This is a genomic window from Methylocystis rosea (assembly GCF_003855495.1).
In the GTDB taxonomy this organism is placed as follows: Bacteria; Pseudomonadota; Alphaproteobacteria; order Rhizobiales; family Beijerinckiaceae; genus Methylocystis; species Methylocystis rosea_A.
The window spans coordinates 223,459-247,310 of sequence record NZ_CP034087.1 but is presented as its reverse complement, the minus strand read 5'-3'; the positions used below and the strand labels follow the sequence as shown (position 1 = coordinate 247,310).

The 23,852-nt window shown below is 59.9% G+C and carries 13 protein-coding genes and 2 pseudogenes; 5 read left to right on the top strand and 10 right to left on the bottom strand.

Annotation, left to right across the window (positions count from 1 at the left end; all coding sequences use genetic code 11):
• Positions 1–159: 159 nt before the first annotated feature.
• Entirely contained in the window at positions 160–474 is a 315-nt protein-coding gene (locus tag EHO51_RS18915) for a PepSY domain-containing protein (protein ID WP_124740481.1), read from the top strand.
• A 313-nt stretch (positions 475–787) separates the two neighbouring features.
• Positions 788–1,858, top strand: coding sequence for a bile acid:sodium symporter family protein (locus tag EHO51_RS18910; protein ID WP_124740399.1), 1,071 nt, complete (start codon positions 788–790; stop codon positions 1,856–1,858).
• 54 nt (positions 1,859–1,912) lie between these two features.
• Here the strand turns inward: EHO51_RS18910 and EHO51_RS18905 are convergent, their stop codons facing one another.
• From EHO51_RS18905 to EHO51_RS18870, 10 genes and pseudogenes are all read right to left on the bottom strand, one after another.
• Positions 1,913–2,473, bottom strand: coding sequence for a hypothetical protein (locus EHO51_RS18905; protein ID WP_124740398.1), 561 nt, complete (start codon positions 2,471–2,473; stop codon positions 1,913–1,915).
• On the bottom strand, positions 2,470–5,751 hold the full coding sequence (locus EHO51_RS18900; protein ID WP_164479481.1) for an HAD-IC family P-type ATPase: 3,282 nt from the start codon (positions 5,749–5,751) through the stop codon (positions 2,470–2,472). Before EHO51_RS18900 ends, EHO51_RS18905 begins: the two co-directional genes overlap by 4 nt.
• A gap of 652 nt (positions 5,752–6,403) precedes the next feature.
• The gene (mgtA, locus tag EHO51_RS18895) at positions 6,404–9,034 is read right to left on the bottom strand and encodes a magnesium-translocating P-type ATPase (RefSeq protein WP_245435067.1); all 2,631 of its coding nucleotides are present in this window, start codon (positions 9,032–9,034) and stop codon (positions 6,404–6,406) included.
• Positions 9,035–9,280: 246 nt separating this feature from the next.
• Positions 9,281–9,910 (bottom strand): annotated as a pseudogene (locus EHO51_RS21035) (tetratricopeptide repeat protein); the annotation flags it as partial.
• Between the two features lie 628 nt (positions 9,911–10,538).
• A complete protein-coding gene (locus tag EHO51_RS18890) occupies positions 10,539–11,456 on the bottom strand; it encodes a cation diffusion facilitator family transporter (RefSeq protein ID WP_124740396.1) in 918 nt (305 codons plus the stop codon).
• Between the two features lie 73 nt (positions 11,457–11,529).
• On the bottom strand, positions 11,530–13,806 hold the full coding sequence (locus EHO51_RS18885; RefSeq protein WP_432431938.1) for a heavy metal translocating P-type ATPase: 2,277 nt from the start codon (positions 13,804–13,806) through the stop codon (positions 11,530–11,532).
• 270 nt (positions 13,807–14,076) lie between these two features.
• Positions 14,077–14,739 (bottom strand): annotated as a pseudogene (locus EHO51_RS21480) (tetratricopeptide repeat protein); the annotation flags it as partial.
• Positions 14,740–15,063: 324 nt separating this feature from the next.
• Entirely contained in the window at positions 15,064–16,461 is a 1,398-nt protein-coding gene (locus EHO51_RS18880) for a sensor histidine kinase (protein ID WP_124740394.1), read from the bottom strand.
• The gene (locus EHO51_RS18875) at positions 16,458–17,120 is read right to left on the bottom strand and encodes a response regulator transcription factor (protein WP_124740393.1); all 663 of its coding nucleotides are present in this window, start codon (positions 17,118–17,120) and stop codon (positions 16,458–16,460) included. The genes EHO51_RS18880 and EHO51_RS18875 overlap by 4 nt, the downstream gene beginning before the upstream one ends.
• Positions 17,120–17,452, bottom strand: a complete 333-nt coding sequence (locus tag EHO51_RS18870) for a PepSY domain-containing protein (RefSeq protein ID WP_164479480.1) — start codon at positions 17,450–17,452, stop codon at positions 17,120–17,122. The genes EHO51_RS18875 and EHO51_RS18870 overlap by 1 nt, the downstream gene beginning before the upstream one ends.
• 435 nt (positions 17,453–17,887) lie before the next feature.
• Between EHO51_RS18870 and EHO51_RS18865 the strand changes: the two genes are divergently transcribed.
• The 3 genes from EHO51_RS18865 to EHO51_RS18855 are packed head-to-tail and all read left to right on the top strand — an operon-like array spanning position 17,888 to position 23,809.
• On the top strand, positions 17,888–19,171 hold the full coding sequence (locus EHO51_RS18865) for an efflux RND transporter periplasmic adaptor subunit (RefSeq protein ID WP_124740391.1): 1,284 nt from the start codon (positions 17,888–17,890) through the stop codon (positions 19,169–19,171).
• A gap of 12 nt (positions 19,172–19,183) precedes the next feature.
• The gene (locus tag EHO51_RS18860) at positions 19,184–22,399 is read left to right on the top strand and encodes an efflux RND transporter permease subunit (protein WP_124740390.1); all 3,216 of its coding nucleotides are present in this window, start codon (positions 19,184–19,186) and stop codon (positions 22,397–22,399) included.
• A gap of 3 nt (positions 22,400–22,402) precedes the next feature.
• Entirely contained in the window at positions 22,403–23,809 is a 1,407-nt protein-coding gene (locus EHO51_RS18855) for a TolC family outer membrane protein (RefSeq protein ID WP_124740389.1), read from the top strand.
• The last annotated feature ends 43 nt before the right edge of the window (positions 23,810–23,852 follow it).

Below are 23,852 nucleotides of genomic sequence, written 5' to 3'. Positions count from 1 at the left end.
CTGAAGTCCAGGACGTTGCGCGTCGATCCGAACCGCTCGGCCGTTTGTTGCTAATTCGCTCCTAAGTCTGACCGTCCAATGTCCCCCTCGAAACCGCGATGCGGTCGTCCCACATCGCGGTTCCGAGGCGCGGGGGGCAATTGGAGAAACTCAATGGTTATGAAGAATCTCGGTCACTACGGCGTCCGCTGCGGAGTGGTGAGCCTGGCTCTCTTATGCGCTTGGCCGGCAATGGCTTACACCGGCGAAAAACTGGCCAAGGACGCAAAAGTAAGCATCGACCAGGCTCGCGCGATCGCTCTGAGAGCGCACCCGGGCAAGATTACGGATGAAGAACTGGAACGCGAGGCCGGCGGCAGCGGCCTTCGCTATTCATTCGATATCCGGAACGGCCATGTTACGCAGGAGGTCGGCGTCGACGCCAACACCGGGCGCGTTTTGGAAAATGCCCGAGAAGGCAAGAACCCGGACTGAGCCGTCGTCGAAGCAGCGAAATGCGGACTCGGATCGAGTTTTGACTCGAATCGGGTTCGCAACTCCAAAAGGGTCGCCGCATGAATGACGTTCAAACGATCGCGTTGAGCGAAGGTCTGGACGTCGCGCCGGGCTTCCGGATCATCAAGATTCTCCCGACGACGACTTTCAATGCCTGTGCGCCTCGGTTTTGCATCGAAGCGCACGGAGGCGGGCGGCCTTCATAAACTGACAATCTCACAGGCAAACAAGCCCGCCGCAAGGCCGCCTGTTTTTCGTGAGAAACTTGTTGAGACAACCGGGGTCGGCTCTCGTGTACAAACAGCAATTCCGCTCAACTCACATAATTTCAACGGCTCAACATGTAATTCATAAATATTTTATATGGGTAATTATTACATCATACATTATAGCTGCGATTTACCCAAGTCTAGGAGTTCACGTACGTAGCATAGAGGTAGGAAGCATTGATATATGGCGAACAAAGATCACCTTCTCGTTGCCACCCGCGATGCTTGCGTTTTTGTTGTTTAACGCGGGCTTGGGTGTGAGGACAAGGGAACTGGCCAGTCTGCTGCGCAATCCGTCCCTTCTTCTGGGCGGAGCGCTAGGAAATCTCTTCGTGCCCCTCGCCTTCGTCATCGGCGTTAGCATCACGATGAAGCTTTGGCACAATTCGGACGAGACTCAGCAAATCCTTACCGGACTGGCCTTGGTTGCGGCAATGCCGATCGCTGGAGCGTCGACCGCCTGGGCGCAAAACGCCAACGGCAATCTTGCAGTGAGCCTGGGTCTGATCCTGCTCACCACGCTCTGCAGCCCGGTTCTCACGCCGATCGTGCTTCACTCTGTCGGCTTTGTAACGACGGGCGACTATTCCGAAGATTTACATGAACTCGCGGCGAACGGCGCTGGAGGCTTCCTGGCGGCATGGGTCATCTCGCCCTCCTTGTTCGGCATGCTGACGCGTTGGATTTTGGGAGAAAAACGCGCGGCGCTGATTTCGCCTTATCTGAAACTGTGCAATTTTGGCGTTCTGGCGCTGCTCAATTATTCCAACGCCTCGATCAGCCTGCCGGGCGTTGTGTCTCAGACCGATCCCGATTTCGTCGTGATTATGCTGATCGTCGTGATTCTGTTGTGTTTCGTGATGTTCGGGGCCGGCTATCTGGTGTCGCGCGCCTTCGGGGCCGATCGCGCCGGCACGGCGTCGCTGATGTTCGGCCTTGGCATGAACAACAATGGGGCGGGCCTCGTGCTCGCGTCTATGACGCTATCCGATCACCCCGGCGTCATGCTGCCGATTATCTTTTACAACCTCATCCAACACTTCGTGGCGTCGCTGGTCGATAAGGCTCTTTCTCGCCGTGCGGCTGAAAGCTGAGGTATCCCGCGTTTGCGGGAGGTCGCTTTGCTTTATGTGAGTCATATCACGCCGTTAAGGCGGGCTCCCCGATTTGCGCGTAGTAGCGGCCTTGGGCCTCGGCCGGCGGTCGAATTCGGTGTAATCGACCGTCTCGTAACGCCCGTCGCACATGCTGGCGCGCAGGAAAAAGCCCAGACTCGGCATGAGCTGCTGTTGAACATTGATGCCGCCGCCGACCTTCACGGCCCTCTTGCGCCGCGCGTTGTTCGTGATGTCAGGCGGAAAACTCCCCGTCAGAAAAGCGAAATTGACGACATTGTCGACCTTATTGAGATAGCCATTGTCGCCAAAGGCGAGAAATTTGACGACGCCCGAAGAGATCGTAGCGCGCCTCGAATTCGGCGACGCCCATAAACTCGCGCAGCAACACGGATTCGATTTTCTCGCTGTTGGGTACGTCCGAAAGCTGGAAGAGGCCGGCTCGCGCCGTCCACCAGTTCCGCTTCCATTCGATCGCTGCGCGCCAACGCCATTTCCAGTTCCGGCCGTACAACCTGCGGTCATGTCGCGCAGACGGCAGCCGAGAGCGTTTGCTGGGCGATCGCTGTTGGCGTGAGCGTTTTCGCTCTTCACTGCGGGCCTCTAGATCCTGAGCGCGGCAAAAGGGGCGTCGCGGCGTCGGCGGGCGCGTCTTCGCGCACGATCTCGATCTTCGCCGTAACGGTCGAGCCGACGCTGAAGCTACCGTCGCTCTTTGGCGCTTCGACGATCACTCGCCCCGAGAGCGAGGCGCCGTCTCCGGCTGCTTCGCGGCCAATAATTTCCGCGATCTTGCCGTTCAAAACGCGGCCGGGAGCGGCTTCGGAGACGATTTTCGCCGCATCCCCCACGCGGAAACGCTTCAGCTCGTCTTGCGGCGCTTCAAGTTGAACCGCGACGTCGGGTGATTCCCGAGTGAAGAGAAACAGCGGCGCGAATGGCGCAATCCTTTTTCCGGTCGATGCATAGCTTGCAATAACGATTACGTCGAACGGCGCGCGGATTTCGATCGGCTTCGCGCGTTTCTCCTCTTCCCGCAAGGCTGCGTGCAGCCTTTCAATTTCGTCCTGCCGCTCGTGCGCCCGGGCCAGCAGCAGCCTGCGCCGCAGCGCAGTTGAGCGCGCATAACGTCCGCCGCGTCCAGAACCCAGTGAAGTCAGTAGCCGTTCCTCATTGTTGCGATTGCGCTCCGCAGTTTCGAGCCTTTTAAACGCGCGCCAATAGGGATCACTAACGATCATGGCGCAGAGTTGTCCTTCCTCAACTCTTTCGCCCGCGTGGCACCTCAGCGCGCCGATCGTTCCCTCGCTTTGCGCGACGACGAATCGCTCGCGCGCCGCCTCGACTTTGCCTTGGAGGGTCGCGAATTGCGCAGCGCGAGCAGGCCGCGTGCTTTCCGCGACGTGTTGCGGCGGTCCAAATGGCAAAGGCCAGAGCCCCGCCGCTGCAGCGACGAGCACGATCAGGACGGTGGCGCCGGAGGGAAGTATCCAGGGAGCAAGCTTGCGCTTCGCCTCGGCTTCGGCGCCGGCTAAGAAGCCGACGCTTGCAAAAACGAATGATTTCAGCAGATCGAGAAAGAAAGCGAAAAGGAGCGTCGCGAGAAACAATTCTCCGACGATCCAGGCGGGCAGCGGCGCCATCAGCCATCCAGCGAGCGCCAGCACAATGGCGATTGCGATATTGAACGACGAAGAGGCTAACAGCCATCCGGAGGGGGCCGAGCTCCAAAGACGCTGGCGCTCACGCAGAATGTAAACGGTCGCCTGACCGAAAAAAACGAGGGAAAGAAAGGCGACGGTGCGCAGTTCGTCGATGCTCAAGCCGAGCACCCGCTCGCCGACGAGCATGATCGCCGAAAGAAACAGCAGCCCCGCAAAGGCAAACGATCCTGCCGCGCCGGTGATCGGGCCGAGCCGCCAGGCGTCGGGTTGCGAGGAAGGCGTCGCCCGGTCCGTGGCGATGGCCATGGTCAGAAAGTCGCCGGTGATGAGCAGCAGCGCCATTTGCATCGGCGTCACAATCGCGTGGCCCGTCGCCAGCAGGCCGATGCCAAGAAAGGGGACGAGCAGGAATTTCTTGACGAGCGCATTCAATGTATAGGTCAGAATGCGTTGAAAGGCGGCGCGCCCCTCCTCGATCGCCGCGACGATTCCCTTGAGACCGGGCTCGGTGAGGACAATGCTGGCGGCGGATTTCGCGACGTCCGTCGCCGTGGAGACGGCGACGCCCATCTGCGCTTGGCGCAGAGCTGGTGCGTCATTGGCGCCGTCCCCGCACATGCCGACAATGTGCCCCCGGTGCTGGAACGCTTGCACCAACTTGAATTTGTCTTCTGGAAACACGCTTGCGTAAATGGCGTAATCCTCGGGATTCGCATTCTCGGAAATTTTCGCCGCAGGACATACGGGGCCCGTGAGACCGACGGCGTGGCCAACCGACGAAGCCGTCGCCGCCGCGTCGCCCGTCACCATGACGGTCTTTACGCCCTCCGCCCGCAATGCGGCGATGAGTGGTTTCGATTCCGGCCGCGGCGGGTCGCTCAGAGCAATCAGCCCCACGAGCTTCTCAGCCCCACGCGGACCGAGGGCCACGGCGATGACGCGGCCGGCGGAACGACTCAGGACGTCGATGTCCTGTTCGGCCCGGGAGTCGAAAGGCGACAGTCGGCCGACCGCAATGGGCGCCCCTTTAACGATGCGGCTTTCCCTGCCTGCTTCATCCGCGACGATGGCCTCGGCGAGCTTCGTCGCCGGATCGAATGGCGTAAAGCTGCGGACCTGCAGCGGCGGCAAGCTGTTTACGCCATTTTGTGGGGCCGCGATGCGGATGGCTGCGTCTACGGGATCGAAACCGGCGGCGGAACTTGCGAGCGCCGCGAGGCGAAGAACGTCCGCTTCCTCGAACGCCTCCGACAGCGATTTCACTGCCGCGACGCCGAGCTGGTTGGACGTCAGCGTGCCGGTCTTGTCCGCGCAGACCACGTCGACCATCGCCGCCTCATGCACTGCGTCGAGCCTTGTGAGCAGCACGCCTTTCCGGGCGAGCGCCTGCGCGCCAAGCGCGGCTGCGAGTGTGAAGGTCGCGGGAAGGGCTACGGGAATGGACGCGAGCACCGCCGTCAGCGCCAGGGCGACGAGACGCCCCGGGGACATCGAAAGACTATGTCCGTAAGCGATCAGGAACACCGTAACGGCGCCGTTGAACACCGCGAGATTGCGCACGACGCCGAGAACGGCCTCCTGTTGCGCGCTTTTCGCGCCAGCGACTCTCACGAGCTCCGCAGTCTTGCCATAGTAGGACCGGGCGCCGGTGGCGACGACCTCGGCGACTGCTTCTCCTCGCCGCCCAATGGCGCCAGAGTAGGCCACCGCGCCGGCGCCGACTTCTACGGGCGCCGACTCGCCAGTTAGCATGGATTGATCGAGGAGGACCGATCCTTCAATAATGCGCGCGTCAGCAGGAACGAGGGACCCGAGCTCGAGTTTCACAATGTCTCCCGGCACAAGCTCCGGCGCGGGAATTTCCTTCCAGACGCCGTCGCGCTTCACCGTCGCCCGGACGGAAAGCCTTGACTTCAAAATGGAGAGCGCGGCCTGCGCTTTGTCTTGCTGAAAATAGCTCAGCGCGACGTTAAAGAGCAGAAGCGCCGCGATGACTGCGGCCTCCAGCCGCTCGCCAATGGCGATCTGCAAAATGATCGCGGCTTCAAGCATCCATGGAACGGGCTGCCATAGCTCGGCGGCGATCTTGAGCGGGAAGGGCTTCTCGCGCTCGACGACTTCATTTCTGCCAAATTGCGACAGAAGTCGTTCCGCATCCTGCGAGGTAAGGCCATTAGCGTCCATGAAACTCATAATTTGAGGATTCACCAATTGTTGCGCCGGAAACCTGCCGCTGCTGTGGCTAATCACCATCGCCGGGCTGGAGAGATTGGAGCTATGTTGCGGAACGTTCAACAGAACAAAACTATTGGTGCAGTGGAAGCGGCGACGTTCAAGCCGTATATAAGCCGGCGCGCTCGTGGGCCATCTTTCGAGCGCCGCGCGAGTCACGCACTCCAAGACTCGGTCTTAGATCGCGTGAAGCCGGTTTCGAAGTAGCTATTCAGATAGGCGAGTTCGAACGCCCTCTCGCTTTCCGCATATGTCCGGATTTTCGGGCGCGCTGCGCCGGTTTGGATGGCCGTCGGACAACAGCGCCACAGACATAGTAAATTGAACCGCGCGCTTCATGACGCAGTGCGGGAGCCGAATGCAAAAATCAGCGCCAATCCGAGGCTGGTCAAGAACATTCCCTCATGCCAGCGGTTGAGACCATGGCCCTTAGGTTTCTCTCCTGATACGAGAGCCATTCCCACACATCCAACCGCCAGGACAAAACAGAGGGCTCCTGCGGCCCGCGCTGGCGACTCCCCGCGCCAAGCGATCGCGAAAAGAAGTACGATCGCGAAGCGAAAGGCCAAGCGAACCAGCGTGGCGGTGGAATGATCATCGCCCGCACGCATTTGCTCCTCCAAAAGGCTCAAATCCCCCATCTGCCTATGAACCAAACTTTCACAAGATGGGTGAGCACCGCGTATGTCAGCAGCGTGGCTGCGACCAGCGGCCAGTAGAGCGCGGGCAGCGGCGTGAAGCCGAGCACCGATCCTACCCAGGTAAAAGGCAGGAGAATCCCGACAGCACAGATGACGATAGTCGTCGTGATGAGCGCCGCGCTCGCGCGGCTCTGCACGAATGGGATTCGTGCGGTCCTGATGATGTGGATGATCAGCGTTTGCGTCAGAAGGGACTCGACAAACCATCCGGTTTGGAACAGTGGCGGATTATTCCAGGCATTGAAAACAAAAATCATTACTCCGTAGGTGACATAGTCGAATATGGAGCTGATCGGGCCGATAAACAGCATGAATTTGAAAATGTTGCTGATGTCCCATTTTCGCGGCGACGCCAGATATTCCTCGTCGACGTTGTCGGTCGGTATTGTCGTTTGCGAAAAGTCATAGAGCAGATTGTTGGTCAGAACCTGGATAGGCGCCATCGGAAGAAACGGCAGGAATATGCTCGCTCCAAGCACGCTAAACATGTTTCCGAAATTGGAGCTCGCGCCCATCTTGATGTATTTCGTGATATTCGCAAAGGTTCGGCGGCCCTCCATGACTCCTTCGTCAAGGACAAGGAGATTTTTTTCGAGCAGGATGATGTCCGCCGATTCCTTGGCGATGTCGACGGCAGTATCAACGGAAATGCCGACATCGGCGGTTTTCAACGCTGGCCCGTCGTTGATGCCGTCGCCAAGATAGCCGACGACATGTCCGCCGCGGTGCAGGGCTTCGATCACTTTGGCTTTCTGCGGCGGCGACATTTTCGCGAAGACGATCGTCGTTTTGGCGACCTTCGATAACGCTTCGTCGCTCATGAGTTCGACCTCCGACCCGAGCACGATGCGATCGACTTTGAGGCCGACGTCCTTGCATATCTTGCGGGTGATAATCTCATTGTCACCGGTGAGAATCTTGACGGAAACGCCCGCCCTGGCGAGATCCGCGATCGCTTCCGCCGCGCTCTCCTTCGGCGGGTCGAGAAAGGCAATATAGCCGAGTAGCGTCAGATCATTCTCGTCGGCGACTGTGTAGACAATTTGCGTTGGCGGCATCTCCTTGTAGGCGACGGCGACGACGCGGAATCCGTCGGCGTTGAGTTCGGCTGTTTCGCGTTTTGCGGCCTCGAGATGCGATGGGTCGAGCGCGCCGCAGGCGTTGGCGGTCTCAAAGCGCGTTGCGGCGGCGAAAATTTCCTCGACTGCGCCCTTGCAGATCAAGAGGTGCTGACCATCGTCACGCTGCACGACGACCGAAAGCCGACGGCGCTCAAAATCGAATGGGATCTCATCGATCTTCGTAAAACTATGTTGGGGACGCAGACGTTCCTCAATTTCCGCATGCTCAAGCACGGCAATGTCGAGAAGGTTTTTCAGCCCGGATTGGAAATGGCTGTTGAGATAAGCGAATTCCAGAACGCGGTCGGAGTCATTCCCGTAAATATCAAGATGACGCTTCAATATAATGCGGTCCTGGGTCAACGTCCCGGTTTTGTCGGTGCATAGAACATCCATAGCGCCGAAATTCTGGATGGCGTTGAGGCGCTTCACGATCACCTTTTTGTGCGACATGGCGATAGCGCCTTTGGCGAGATTCACCGTCACGATCATGGGCAGCATCTCCGGCGTAAGGCCGACGGCGACCGCCACCGCGAAGAGAAGCGCTTCCAGCCAATCGTGTTTTGTCAGGCCATTTATGAGAAAGACGGTTGGAACCATCACCAGAATAAAGCAAATCATCAACCAGGTGAATCTGTTGACGCCTTGATCGAATGCGGTCGGAACGCGTTGCCCAGCGATCTGATGAGCGAGCTGGCCAAAAAACGTTCTTGGACCTGTTCGAAGAATTACGCCTACCGCAAAACCCGATACGACATTGGCGCCCATAAAGCACAGGTTCAACAAATCGAACGGATCGTCGTGATCCTCCTTGCTCGCTTGCGCATGCTTTTCGGCCGGCATTGCCTCGCCGGTAAGCGCCGCCTGGTTGACGAAAAGATCCTTGGATTCGAGGAGACGCAGATCGCCGGGAATGATGTCGCCAGCGGACAACCGCACAATATCGCCGGGCACGAGTTTCTCGATCGGGATTTCCGAGAAGGGGTTGTCCCTTTCGCCCGGAGCTCGTCTAACGCTCGCGGTGGTATGAACCATCGCCCGCAGCTGCGCCGCCGCTTCATTCGATCTGTGTTCCTGGATAAAGGCGGTCGCGATCGCAAGCACCACCATCGAGGCGATGACGATGGCGGCGCGAATGTCCCCCAAAAAATAGGAAACGGTCGCCAGCGTCAGCAGCAACGCGTTGAGCGGATTCTTAGCGCGGTTCCACAATTCTTGGACGACAGTTGGTTTGGCTTCGCGAGCGACGAGATTGGGACCAAATTTCTGTAGGCGCTCGTCGGCCGCCGCCTGGGATAGGCCTTCAAGATGGGATTCCGTCTTTGCGTAGACTTCCTCAGGTTGGAGCCGACTGATTGTCGCAAGATATTCGTCGCGTGCGCTGGTGGGCTGAGCAGCCGTGAAACGACGAGCCTTTCTGACCTGCCGGAAGTGCATAATCGCGATCGCAATCAATCCAATCAACGTCGTCGCTGCCAGAAACGCGAGCAACGACGGACTTGGCCCAAGCCGTCGAGCGACCGGCGGAGGAGCGGTCGAAATGGGCGCGGCGACGGGGGGCGCAATTCGTTTTGCGATGAGTTGGCTTATTTCGTCGAGCGCATCTTTCGCGTCGGTAAGGTTTGGGTCGACCTTCAGCGCGGAATCGAAATCCTGCCGGGCGTGATCAAGATCATCCTTGCCACGATAGGTCTTCCCCCGACCCAGGAGAGCGCTTGCTGAGCGTGGGTCAATCTTTATGGCCTCGTTGTAGTCGGCGATCGCCGGATCGAAATCCCCCTGCGCCCGATAAAGATCGCCCCGTTCAAGGCGTGCTAAGGCCGAGTTTGGATCGAGTCGAACAGCTTCGTCGAAATCGAGGCGCGCCTTTTGCAGATCGCCCTTCTCACGATATACCTCGGCGCGACCGAGAAAGGCGATCGCCAAATTTTTGTCGATCGATAGCGCTTTGTCGTATTCCGAAATAGACCGCTTTAAGTCGCCTGTCGCGTGATAAATGGACGCACGCTCCGTCAGCGTAGCCACCGCCTTTGGATCGAGTTGCAGGGCGCGGTCGAGATCAGCGAGGGCGCGATCAAAGTTGCCCTTAGCGCGATAGGCTGCGCCGCGATTGATGTATGCCTCAACCTTATGCCGTTTGCTTTCCCTGCTCGCGCGAGCGATGATTCGCGTGCAGCCGATGATCCGCGCGTCAAGATTGACGCCGAAACACTCTGTCCAGTCGTCGGCTCTGGCAAAAGCTGTTTCGCTAAAGAAGCCGACGCTGATCGCGGAAACCAATAGATAAACCAGGATGGCGAATGACGTACGCATAGCGAACGAAAGAGAGGTTGAGAGCCGCAGCATTTCAGTGTTCCTAAAATGCGCATCGGTCTCTTGTGCGTTAAGCGCGGCGCTTGGTTCAACCGCTCGCCGCAACAATCTTGATGACAAGCAGCGCCCGCGGATCTCTTTGACCGCCGGGTGCGGATACGCTTTCTGGTCAAGATGGCTCATTGCATTCCGTCCGCGCAGTAGACATCCCAATCTTACTATTAAGCCGACGCTCCCTCGGATATCGGCGAAGCTAGCTCCCGATGGCTTTTCCCAAGCGAACTCAATCCCTCGCGTCCTTGATGACGATGAAGGCTGCCGAAAAAGCCAGAAATACATCGAATAGGTTGACAGCAACATTTGCCCAGGGGGCCCGAAAAAGCGTCAGAGCGAGTTGCACAATTCCAGCAATGCTGACAAGAGCCGTATTGCGAGCGGAAAGCCATCGCCGGTAATGAATTGTTAAGGTGGTGACTGTTTTACAACAGGTCGTCGAGCGCCGCACCTCTTGATTCTTGATGATGTAGATGCGCCTATTCCGCAGTCTTGGGGTCGGCGGCGCCAACACAAGCTGCCCATAAGCGCGCGCGAAGCTTGCCCGACCATTGCCGGCGAAATGTCGTTTCTTCTACAGCTTCAATTCGCCTTCGGCCTCTTGCAGAGGCTGATCCTCGATTTGGATCGTCGCGTGCGTTATGCGAAATTCGTTCTTCATCGCGCTGCTGGCCGCGAGAAGCACCGCTCTTGCCTGCGCCATGTCAGTCACTACGAGATGACAGCTCATCGCGTCTATGCCGGAGGTGATCGTCCAGACATGCAGATCGTGGACGGCGGTGACGCCTGCAATTTCCACGAGCTTTCGCTCAAGCAGCGCAATGTCGACATTAGGCGGCGTGCCCTCCATCAAAATATGGACCGCCTGTTTCAACAAGATCCAGGTGCGGGGAATGATGAAGAGCCCAATGCCCGCTCCGATGATTGGATCGGCTAGAGGCCAGCCCGTAAACATGACAATCACCGCGGCGATAATGACTCCGAGCGAACCAAGCATGTCGCTCAGGACTTCAAAATATGCCCCTTTTACGTTGAGGCTTTCCGACGAGCCGGCGGAAAGGAGCTTCATGCTAATTAAATTGACCGCAAGGCCGACAACGGCCACTCCTAGCATTGGGGCGCCTAGAATTTCAGGGGGGTTCAGGAAACGCTGATAAGCTTCGTATAAAATGTAGGTGGTCAGCAGCAAGAGGACCACGGCGTTTGTAAGGGCTGATAAAACCTCCATCCGGACGTAGCCATAAGTGTTCTGAGGCGTCGCCGGACGTTCGGCAAAGCGAATGGCGAATAGCGCAAGAGCCAAGCCGCCAGCATCGGTCAGCATATGCGCCGCATCCGCGAGCAGCGCGAGGCTGCCGGTCCACAAACTGCCAATCACCTCGACCGCCATGAACGGCACGGCGAGAGCGAGAGCGCTGACGAGCGCTCGTTTATGCCGCCCCGCGGCGCTTCCCGATGGCATTGCCGCTCTGTGCGTATGTCCCGCCTCCATGACTATCCTTTTCGAGTTCGATAAGAGGGCTTCGGGGCGGCGCCATGACGCTGCATGTGGCAAGCTGCAAACCTCACGGACGTGAGCCTGCGTCACGGACACGAGCCGGCCGCAAGAGCCGCAGCGCGTTGGCGATGACCACTAGCGACGCGCCGACGTCGGCGGCGATGGCGCCCCAAAGGGTGGCCAAGCCGGCGAAAGTGAGCGCCATGAAGAGCGCCTTGACGCCGAGCGAGAAGGCAATGTTCTGCCGGATAATAGCAAGTGTCCGCTTCGCGTGACGAACCAGCCAGGGCAACTTCGAGATGTCGTCAGTCATCAGCGCGACGTCGGCTGTTTCGATCGCGGCGTCGGAGCCAATCGCGCCCATGGCGATGCCGAGACTGGCGCGTGCTAGCGCCGGCGCATCATTTACGCCATCGCCAACCATTGCGACGACGCCATAACGTCCTACCAGTTCGTCAATCTTCTTAACTTTGTCCTCTGGCAACAATTCCGCATATACCTCGTCGACGCCAACTTCACGCGCAATAGCTTCGGCGGTGACCCGGTTGTCTCCCGTTAGCATGACGATATGCAAGATGCCGGCGGCATGCAGCTGCCGGACCATTTCGCCCGCCTCGGGCCGAATTGTGTCGGCCACGGCGATGAGTCCGCAGACATGCCTCGCATTGCCGACAACGATCACGGTGTTGCCATCCCCCTCCAATGCTTCCGCCAGTTCTGCAGACTGGGGCGTATCCTGGCCGCGCTCGACGACATAACGATGGGAGCCGAGCCAGAACGGCTCGCCGTCAAACATACCTGTCAGGCCCTTTCCTTTGAGCGCCTGGACTTCCGTCGCTGGCGCGATGACGTCCATCCGCTCTTGCGCCTTGTGCAAAATGGCGCGCGCCAGCGGGTGCGTGGAACGGGCCTCGAGCGCCGCCGCACGCGCCAACAATTCAGCGTCCGTATGCGTTCCGAACGGCACCACACGGACGACCTCCGGCTCGCCGCGCGTGATCGTTCCTGTCTTGTCCATGGCTATCGCTTTCAGCCGGGCGGGGAGCTCGAGATAGGCCCCGCCCTTGACCAGCACGCCGGCACGAGCCGACGAAGCGAGCGCCGCGACAATGGACACGGGCGTGGAGATCACTAAGGCGCAGGGACAGGCGATCACCAGCAGGACAAGCGCGCGATAGAACCAATCATCCCATGCTCCCCCGAACGCCAGCGGCGGCCCGAGAAAAACGACGAGCGCGAACGCCATGACCGACGGCGTGTAAACGCGGGCAAATTGTTCCACCCATTGCTCCGAGGGAGCGCGCCGAGCATGCGCCTCTTCCACCATGCGGATAATGCGGGCGAGCATGGTGTCCTCGGCCGTGCGTGTCGCTTCCACCGTTAGCGCGCCGTCACCATTTATCGTGCCGGCAAAGACTTCGGCGCCCGGTTCCTTCTCCACAGGCACGCTTTCACCAGTGATCGGCGCCTGATTTACGGCGCTGACGCCCATCACTACACGGCCGTCGAGCGCAATACGTTCGCCGGCACGAACGACGAAGCGTTCGCCCGGCCGAATTTCCGCCGCTGGCGCGTCCGCTTCCGATCCATCTGAACGCAAGAGCCGGACCGTGGGCGGCGCAAGATCGAGAAGGGCGGAAATGGCGTGGCGCGCCCGCGCGACGCTCCAGCTTTCCAATGTCAGCGAGAGTGCGAACAAGAACGCCACGGTCGCCGCTTCAAACCATTCGCCGATGGCGACAGCGCCGGCCACGGCGATCACCATCAAGAGGTTCATATCAGGTCGCAAGCCAAGCGCCGCATACCACGCTTTGACAATAACGAACCGCACGCCGAAGATGACCGCCAGCGCGTAGGCAGCCGCTTCTGGCAATGGCATGGACTTTCCGTCATGGCCCCCCAGAAGCCTCAGCGCTTCGCCAAAACCGCCGGCGAGCCATATGTGAATGACGAATCCGGCTGCTACGAACAATCCACTGAGGCTCGTGAACCAGACTTGCTGACGGCGGCGCCGGTCGCTGGCGTCGGAGGGCTCCCGGCCTTCGAGACGCCACTCGTCGGCGGTCATGCCTGTGCGGCGAACGGCGTTGATGATCGTGTCGGGCGAGATTGGCAGGGCGGTGTCCAGCACAATCATGCGGCCGTTCAACACATCGAACGCGAGATGTTCCTCTCCCCCGACCACCGGACCTACCTCCCGGCGCAGAACCGCCACCTCCTCGGCGCAATCCAAAGCTGTGACCTTGAAAGTGCGCCGCCCGGCGTGAGAGGGTTCCTTGCTCGCTGACTCTACACGGTTGCCCCTCGCGCCTTTAAACCAAAAGCCCCCGACGACGAAGGCCATCAGAGCGAGGCCTGCGGCAACCAGGATCAGACGTCTTGCGATTGGAGGCGCTGCGGGAGCGGGAGCCGGGGGAGTTGCATCGCCTGGATGGGCGCCGCCTGCGGCTAGAAGTCTATTCAGCTCGTCGAGCGCGACTTTTGCTGGGCCGAGTCGAGGGTTGAGTTTTAACGCGGCTTCGAGGTCTTGTTTCGCGCGCTCGAGCTCGTGCTTGCCCCGAAAGGCGTTTGCCCGCTCTACGAAGGCGCTCGTATAGCGCGGGTCGAGCTCAATGGCTTTGTCGAAGTCCGCAATAGCTCGGTCGAGATTGCCCTTGGAATGATAGATGGCGCCGCGCAAGACGTGCGTGGGGGCGGATTTTGGATCGAGCGTCAGCGCTGCGTCAAAGTCGGCTAGCGCCCTGTCTAGGTCACCCTTGTATCGATAGGCGTTCGCGCGGCCGCTGTGAGCCATCGCCAGGTTTTTATCGAGCTGCAGCACGACGTCGTAATCGGCAATGGCGCTGTCAAGGTTGTTCTTCGCACGGTAAGATTCGGCCCGGCCAAAGAAGGCCGTTGCGGATTTGGGCTGCGCTGAGATCGCCGCGCTGTAATCGGCGATGGCGCGATCAAAATCGCCTCGATCATGATAAATCGATCCACGTTCCAAAAGGGCGGGAGCCGATTTCGGGCTGAGCCGCAGCGCCTTGTCGAGATCGGCGAGGGCACGGTCGAAATCGCCTTTAGCTCGATAAGCGGCCGCCCGACTGATATAGGCGAAGAGCTGATTTCGCTTTGTCTCCCGCTTTCCATGCGCAATAATTTCGGTGCACTTGGCAATCCGCGTCTCGATCTCGGCGGCGCGGCACGCCGCCGAGAGATCGCTTCCTGCAAAAGTAGGCCCGCCGAGCGAAGCCCAGAAGAATACGGCCAAGACCAATGAAGTTGGCGGAAACATCACAGACTTCGTCGAAAATGAGAAAAAATTTCGGGAGCCGCAGCGGTTATCCACTAGCCTATCCTGCTCAATTGAAGACGTATGCTCGACCCGTTGCCTTTGCTTGGCCTCATCGCGTAAGCTGGCCGTCGTCGTCCTAAACGCGCTTCTCGACGCGCTCCGAAGTAAAACGGCGCTCTCGATTCTTGTGCCTTTTGACGCGCTTCTGCCTTGGTGCCCATGCCGATATCGGTGTCGGCCGATCGGTTTTCTCGGTCAAACCCGAGGTAGGCTCCAATATCGCGCGTTCGGCTAATACGTAATACGTGTTTCATACCCCCCGATTCAGTCGCGCTCACTGCCTCGAGACATTTTTGAAATTTTTTTTGCGAGCCCTGGCAAAAGGACCGTCACTTGAAACCCGTGTGGCGCGCGAACTCCAAAATCCATCTGACCTCCGTAGGCTTCGACGATATCGGCGGCGATGGAGAGGCCGAGCCCCCAACCTTCGGTGGCTTCATCGAGCCTGACGCCACGCTGCCCGAGTTTCTCGATCTGATCTGGAGAAACCCCAGGACCGTCGTCTTCGATGACGATGCGCAAGCCGTTCTCGCCTTGCGCGGCGATGCGAACTTCCATGTTCGACCATTTGACGGCATTGTCCAGGAGAACGCCAAGCAGCTCGGTCGCGTCCTCTGGGGAAATGTAGGCAACTGCTTCCGTCGAGACCTCGACGCGCCAAGAGATCCTCGATCCCTTCGGGCTGCGCGAGAGCGTCCTGATTATGCTTTCGATTACGTTGCGGATTGCAATCCCTTCCTTTGCCATCCCGGGGGCAGATTGCAAGCGCGCCCTGGAAAGCTCATGGTTGATGAGGCGACGCATGCCGAATGCGAGGTCTTGCAGTTCGTCGGCGATCTCTGTTTCGCCTTTTCGCCGCAACCTTTCCGCGTCTGTCGCTAAGACTGTCAGCGGCGTCTTGAGGCCATGCGCCAAATCGGCGGCGCGGGCTTTTGCGGTTTCGATGGCCTTGGCTTTGGCATCGAGAAGAGAATTGACTTCGGCGACGAGAGGCATGATTTCTTCCGGCTCATCGACTGCGATAGCCTTCTGCTCCCCCGCACGAACGGCGTTTACGCTTCGACGGAGAGCTTCCAGCGGTCTAAGCCCAATAGCAATCTGTCCCCACGCTGCAAGCAACAGAACCACGGCCAGGATTGCGAGAGATAGGCCGACGTCGCCGGCGAACTCGCTTCGGGCTGCGATGATTTCTTTGCGATCAAGCGCCGCCGTCATCCGTAGCCGCCGCGTTACGCCGGCAACCGTGTAAATCACCCGGCGCTCGCTGACAAACAGCGTTTCCCCGCTCGGTCCGGGCAAATCGTGATGGTGTACGATCCCAGGCTCCAAGACATCCTGGGGGAGGTCGATGACGTGATCCCACAGCGAGCGCGACCGCAGCTTGACGCCGCTGGCGTCGTCAACGATTTGCCAATAGAGGCCGCTCAACGGCTGATCAAAGCGCGGATCGGCCAACGGTCGATTGAGCTGAAGCGATCCGTCGGGATTTACAGAAACGTTTGCGGCAAGCTGTCGAATATAAGTATCGAGTTCGATCCCGACGCGACGGACCACGTAACGCTCAAAGACGCTAACCAGCCCCGTCCCGGCAACAAAAAGAGCGATGATCAGCGATATGGCCGCCGCAACAAACAGGCGCAAACGTAAGGACTTGGCCCTCATTCGTCCCTGCCAATGAAGTAGCCGAAGCCGCGGCGTGTCTCGATACAGTCGAGGCCAATTTTCTTGCGTACGCGCCCAATAAGAACTTCGATTGCGTTGCTGTCCTTGTCAAAATCATGAGAAAAGAGTTGTTCTAGGAGCTCGGAATGCGGCACGACTCGGCCGGAATGGTGCATCAAATAACTAAGCAGCCGATATTCTTGCGGAGTGAGATTGAGATGTGCGCCGTCGCGCGTCACTCGCATTTGCCGGGTGTCGAGGCTCAAAGCGCCAATCGTAATGATCGGCACGGAAAGTCCGGCCGATCGACGCACAATGGCGCGAAGACGCGCCAGCACTTCCTCCATTTTGAAAGGTTTGGGCAAATAATCGTCGGCGCCGCAATTGATGCCTTCCACCCTTTCCATCCAGGTGTCTCGCGAGGTGAGGATGAGGATGGGCATGGCGCGGCCGTTGGCGCGCCATCTCTTCAATATCGTGAGGCCATCTATGCGGGGTAGGCCGAGATCGAGAATGACCGCCGCGTAATCCTCGGTGTCGCCTTTGAACCAAGCTTCTTCTCCATCGCATTCGCGGTCGACCAAATAGCCTGCATCGGTGAGCGCCTCCTCAACGTTGCGGGCGATCCTATCGTCATCTTCCACCAGCAGAATACGCATTATTTGCCTCTGGTTTCGAGAACCTTGGCTGTTCGTGCGTCGACATGTACCTCGATCATGGAATTTCCAGGCGCAATGATCTTGATTTGGTATAGCCAAGTTTCGCGCTCTCGCTCCAGTTCAATACCGACGATTTCGCCATGAATTGTCTTGCGCACCTCGGACAGCACGGTTTCCAGCGGCAAAATTTCGCCACGCTCGAGCGCCCCGAGCGCGATGTCGTGGTCATCGCGGCGCTCGCCGACCTCATTGCCGAACGTGACGCTCGCGGCAAGGCTCGCGGAAAGCGCGAAGACCACGCCGACAGACGTTCCTCGAAATATTTTACGCATGGGCGACATATCCGCGACTGTTGCTGTCAAATCGCTAACAAGCTCGGATAGCAAATCGACAGGCGCGGGTTGTTACGGTCGCCCCGTCGCCCTGGATATTTTGGGCTGCCCGATCAACGGAAGATTACAACAATGCTCCACACCCTGAAAATATTGGGCTTTATCGCGACGTTCGGCGCTGACTAGTGTGCACTCGTCGGTGAAAATCGTCCCCAGTAAAATGGTCCTTGCGGTGATGCGGCGCGCACAAATGACTACCTGAGGCCGCGATCAAGGCCAGAATGGACGACTTAGGATATGACCCGCGCAAGACTTGCATATCGCATGAGGATTGTTCGGGCTTCGGCGCATCGGCATTTTCCGGCTGACGCCGACGCTCTCTCAAATTACTCAACCCCCTTTGCTTTCTCATCAACGCAGGTTGGGGACATGCACATGACAAAACCAAACAGCGATGGGGCTACGGGGCCCCAGTCCGACGCCTTCGCCACGCGTCTGCGGAAAAGCACTGCGAAACTGTCGTCTCGCAGTTTCCTGCTCGTTATTATCATCGTTGCAAGCGCGGTGATCGGTTCATGGTTCCCGCAAATATCGGCGCCACTGCGATTCTTGTTCTCGTCCAAGACAGAAGTCGTGCAACCGGCGGAGCAACAGAGCGCTGAGGGCCTCGTCAAGCTTACACTTGAGCAGATCGAAGCGGCCAAGATCGAAACGGCGCCGGCCGGTCCTGGAACGCTCACGAAACGCCTTGTGGCTCCCGCTTCCATGACGCCGGATCCCGACCGAATCGGCCGCGTCGCCGCGAAGGTGGCGGGCACAATCGCCGAATTGCGCAAGAGGCTCGGCGACAATGTCGCGTTGAACGAGGTGATCGCCGTTGTCGACAGCCGCGAGGTGGCCGACGCCAAAAGCGGCTATCTCGCCGCCGCCGTGCAATATGATTTGCAGAACCAGCTCTTCCTGCGCGAGAAAGGCCTGTTCGAAAAGAAGATCACCGCCGAACAACTGTTTCTGAAGGCGAAGACGAGCTTCGCCGAGGCGAAGCTGCGCCTCGATCTCGCACGGCAAAAGCTCGCCGCGCTCGATCTTTCCGAATCGGAAATCACCGATCTTCCCTCACAGCCGATCTCCAGCCTGCGGCGCAAAGAAATCCGCGCGCCGATCGCCGGCCGCGTCATCGAGCGACTCGTCAGCCTGGGTCAGCCGGTGGGCGGCGAGGGGCAGGCGAAGGAGCTCTATGTGCTCTCAGATCTCTCGGTCGTGCAGGCGGATATTTCCGTTCCGATCAGTGATCTCGCCGCCATACGCGAAGGGCAGCTCGTCCTGGTGAAAACGCCGGACGAGCGCGTCTTCGAGGGGAAGGTCGTCGTCGTCAACGCCATAATCACGCAAGAGACGCGCTCAGGTCATGTGATCGCCAGTTTCGGCAATCCCGATTTCGCCCTGCATCCGGGCGTTCTGCTCAACGCCGAGATCGCGCTGGCGCGCACGCCAGTGAAGGTCAGAATTCCGCGCGCGGCGATGCAGATGATTGACAATGAGCCGACCGTCTTCGTGCGCGCGCCAAACGGCTTTGTGAAACGGAAGATCGTCATTGGTGCGACCGACGACGTGTCGGCCGAGGTGACGGCGGGATTATCGCCGGGCGAGGCAATCGCCGTGTCCAACACATTCGTGCTCAAGGCCGAGGCAGCTAAGAGCAATATTCCCGAGGAATGAAGGCGCCGGCCCATGATGAAGCGGATCATCGCCTTTTCGGTCCATCAGCGCTGGCTGATCGTGCTGCTCGTGGCCTTGGCCGGCGCGTTCGGCGCATGGTCCATGACGCGTCTACCGATCGACGCCGTCCCCGACATCACCAACGTTCAGGTACAGGTCAACGCGCTGGCGCCGGCGCTTTCCCCCATTGAGATGGAGAAACAGGTCGCCTATCCGATCGAGAACGCGCTCGCCGGCATTCCCGGGCTCGAATATACCCGCTCCCTGTCGCGCAACGGCTTTGCACAGGTGACGGCGGTGTTCAGCGACGGGATCGACATTTATTTCGCGCGGCAGCAGATCAATGAGCGGCTGACGCAGGTGAAGGAGGATTTTCCGCCGCGGGTCGAGGTCCGCATGGGGCCGATCGCCACTGGCCTCTCCGAAATCTATATGTGGATCGTTCGCTATAAGGAAAACAGCGGCGGCGTTGCGCCGCTGGACGGCGAGCCGGGCTGGCAGCAGGACGGAAGCTATCTGACGCCCGAGGGCGCGTTGCTGCGCACCGACCTGGAAAAAACCGCCTATCTGCGCACGGTGCAGGACTGGATCATCAGGCCGCAACTGCGCACTGTCCCGGGCGTCGCCGGCGTCGACTCGCTCGGCGGCTATGTCAAGCAATATCATGTGCAGCCCGACCCCGCGAAGCTCATGGCGCTCGGCCTCTCCTTCGGCAACCTTGCCGCCGTCATCGAGAGCAACAATGTCAGCCGCGGCGCCGGCTATGTTGAACGCAATGGCGATGGGCTCGTCGTCAGAAGCGGCGGGCGGCTGGAGACGATCGACGACATCCGCAATGTGGTGGCGACGACGCGCAGCGGCGTGCCGGTGAAGATCGGCGAGATCGCCACGGTCGGCGTCGGCCGCGAATTGCGCATGGGCAGCGCCAGCATGAACGGCGAAGAAGTCGTCACCGGCACCGCGTTCATGCTGATCGGCGCCAACAGCCGCACAGTGTCGGCCGCAGTCGACCAGAAGATGAAGGAGATCTCCAAATCATTGCCGTCGGGGGTCGAAGCGCGCACCGTGCTCAACCGCACGGTCTTGGTCGACGCGACGATCAGGACCGTCGCCAAGAATCTTTCCGAAGGCGCGGCTTTGGTCATTCTCGTGCTTTTCCTGCTGCTCGGCAATTTCCGCGCGGCGTTCATCACGGCGCTGGTCATTCCCGTCACCATGCTGCTGCTGGCGATCGGCATGCTCTACGGCAAGATCAGCGCCAATCTGATGAGTCTCGGCGCCCTCGACTTCGGTCTCATCGCCGACGGCGCGATCATCGTCGTCGAGAACTGCCTGCGCCATCTCGCCGAGCGCCGGCATTTCCTCGGCCGCGATTTGTCGCAAGAGGAGCGGCTGAGCACGATTGTCGAATCCGCCGTCGAGATGCGAAAGCCCACGGTCTACGGCCAGGCGATCATCATCCTGGTCTATGTCCCGGTGCTCACCTTCACGGGAGTCGAGGGCAAAATGTTCCACCCCATGGCGATGACGGTCATCATCGCCCTGGCGTCGGAGTTCGTTCTTTCGCTCACTTTCTTTCCGGCGATGGTCGCGATTTTTATTTCGAGCCCCGTGCAGGAAAAGGAGAACGCGATCATCGCAGCGATGAAGCGCATCTATCGGCCTTTGCTCATGTGGGCGATGGACGCTCCGGCGAAGACGATCGCGATCGGAGCCGGCGTGTTCGCGCTCGCAATCCTGCTGTTCATGAGTTTGGGCGAGGAGTTCATTCCGACGCTCGACGAGCAGAACATTCTCATGCAAGCCAATCGCATTCCGAGTGCGTCCCTGACCCAGTCCCAGGCCATGCAGTCCCAGGTGGAGAACGTCGTTCGCGCGGTCCCCGAAGTCGCTTATGTCTTTTCCAAGACCGGAACCTCCGACGTGGCGACCGATCCGATGCCGCCCAATTTGGCCGACACTTTCATTATGCTCAAACCTCGGAGCGAATGGTCCGATCCATATTTGCCGAAGCCGGCCTTTATTAGCGCCATTCAGCGGCAGGTCGATCGGCTTGCCGGCAATGTTTATGATTTCAGTCAACCGATTCAGGTTCGGTTCAATGAGTTGCTCGCCGGCGTGCGCGGCGACGTCGCCGTCAAAGTGTTCGGCGAAGACTTCGACAAGATGCTCAAGGCCGCCAATCACATCGCCGCCATCCTGCGGGGCGTGCCCGGCGCAGAGGACGTGAAGGTGGAGCAGGTCGAAGGCCTGCCGCTGCTCGATATCAAGATCGACAAGGGCGCCATCGCGCGGCTGGGCCTCTCCCTCGCCTCAGTGCAGGATGTGATCGGCGCGGCGATCGGCGGCCAGCGGGCGGGCGTCATATTCGAGGGTGACCGCCGATTTCCGATTTTCGTGCGACTGGGCGATAATTTGCGCGAAGATACGGGAGCGCTCGAGACCCTTCCGGTGTCGCTGCCCTCGAGCAGCGCCACGCCCGGTCCCGTGATTCAACTCAAGCAGGTCGCGAGATTTTCGATCGTCGAGGGGCAGAACCAGATTTCGCGCGAGAATGGCAAGCGCCGGGTCGTGGTGAGCGCCAATGTGCGCGGGCGCGACATCGCCTCGGTCGTCGCCGAGGCGCAGGCGAAGGTCGAGGCGAAGGTTGCGATTCCGCCGGGCTATTGGATCACCTGGGGCGGGCAGTTCGAAAATCTGATGGCCGCGCGCGCGCGTCTGATGCTCGTCGTGCCGGTGTGTTTCTTCATGATCTTCTTGCTGCTCTATTCGGCGCTCGGCAGCGCGCGCGACGCGCTGCTGGTGTTTTCCGCCGTGCCGCTGGGACTCTCGGGCGGCGTCGCCGCGCTGTGGCTGCGCGGCATGCCGATGTCGGTATCGGCCGCCGTCGGGTTCATCGCCCTCTCCGGCGTCGCGGTGCTCAACGGCCTCGTCATGCGCACTTACATTCAGCAGCTCATCATGAGTGGCATTCCCGAGCGTCAGGCGATCTTTCAAGGCGCCATGACACGGCTGCGTCCCGTGGCGATGACCGCGCTTGTCGCCTCGCTCGGCTTCGTTCCGATGGCGCTCGCGACCAGCACCGGCGCGGAAGTGCAAAGGCCGATCGCGACAGTGGTCATCGGCGGCCTCATCAGCGCCACGCTACTCACGCTAATGGTGCTGCCGGCGCTTTACACGCTGTTCGGCGGTTCCCCTTCGCCAACGGCGGAACAAGGCGGGGGCTAGGACGTGAGCGCGCGCGGCAGCACCTTAGTTTTCATCTGCATCCTTGCGAACTCTGCGTCCTGCGCCGAAACGCTGACGGGCGCGATGCGCCGCGCTTACGGGGCTAGTCCGGTCCTCAACGCCAGCCGGGCGCAGCTGCGGGCGATCGACGAAACCGTGCCGCAGGCGCAAGCCGGCCTGCGGCCGCGCGTTTCGGCCGACGCCTATATCGGCGCGCAGAGAAATCGCCTCATTACGCAGCAACGCGACGTCTATTTAGACGATCCCACCAAGACAGACCATTCGAAGAGCATTCAATCGGGCGCCAGCGCACCGCGCAGCGCGATTCTTTCGGTTGAGCAGCCGATCTTCGACGGCTTCAGGACGCAAAACCAGACGCGCGCGGCGGAGTCAGGCGTCTTCGCCGGCCGTGAGCGGCTGCGCCTTACCGAGCAGCGCGTGCTCTTCGACGCCGTTTCCGCCTATATGAATGTGTTGCGCGACACGGCCGTGCTGAAATTGCAGGAAAACAATGTCGCCGTTCTAGCCGAACAATTGCGCCAGACGCACGAACGCTATCTCGCCGGACAGATCACGCTCACCGACATATCCCAGGCCGAAGCGCGGCTCGCCGGCGGCAAATCGCTCGCGAGCGCCGCGCGCGCGACGCTCGACGCGAGCATCGGCGTCTATCGCCGGACAATCGGCGTCGGGCCGACGAAGCTCGCGCCCGGCGCGCCCATCGACAGGCGTTTGCCGAAAACGCGCGAAGAGGCGGAGCGCATCGCACTCGGCGAACATCCCTTCATCCTCGCCGCGCTGCATGACGCCGACGCCGCCGATCTCGACATCAAGGCGCTGGAGGCCGAATTCTTGCCGAGATTGTCCATCGTCGGCGATATTTTCACGCAGACGGATTTCACTGGAATCGGCAACCGCAACATCGGCGCGAGGGTCGGCGGTCGTTTGAATGTGCCCCTTTACGAAGGCGGCGTCACTTCCTCGCGCGTGCGGCAGGCCAAGGAAACCGCCGGACAACGCCGGCTCGACGCCGATGTGGCGCGCGCCGAGGTTCTGGCGCTGGTGCGCGCCAACTGGGGCGCTCTGCAAGCGGCGAAGACTCAGATCGCGTCGGCGCAAACGCAGATCGCCGCGGCCGAGCGCGCGCTCTATGGCGTGCGCGAGGAAGCGAAGGCGGGCCAACGGACGACGCTCGACATTCTTAACGCGCAGCAGGAGCTGCTCAATGCGCGCATCGGCCTCATCCTCGCGCAACGCGACCGCGTCATCGCCTCTTACGCCGTGCTCGCGGCGATCGGACGCCTGTCGACTCGCAATTTGAACCTCAATGCGACGAATTACGATCCTTCTCTCCATTTCGAACAAGTGAAGGATTTGTGGGGCGGCGCGCAAACGCCTAGCGGTCGATAGGCCGAAGGAGAGAAATGGCTCAACTACACCTAGCAGACATTTG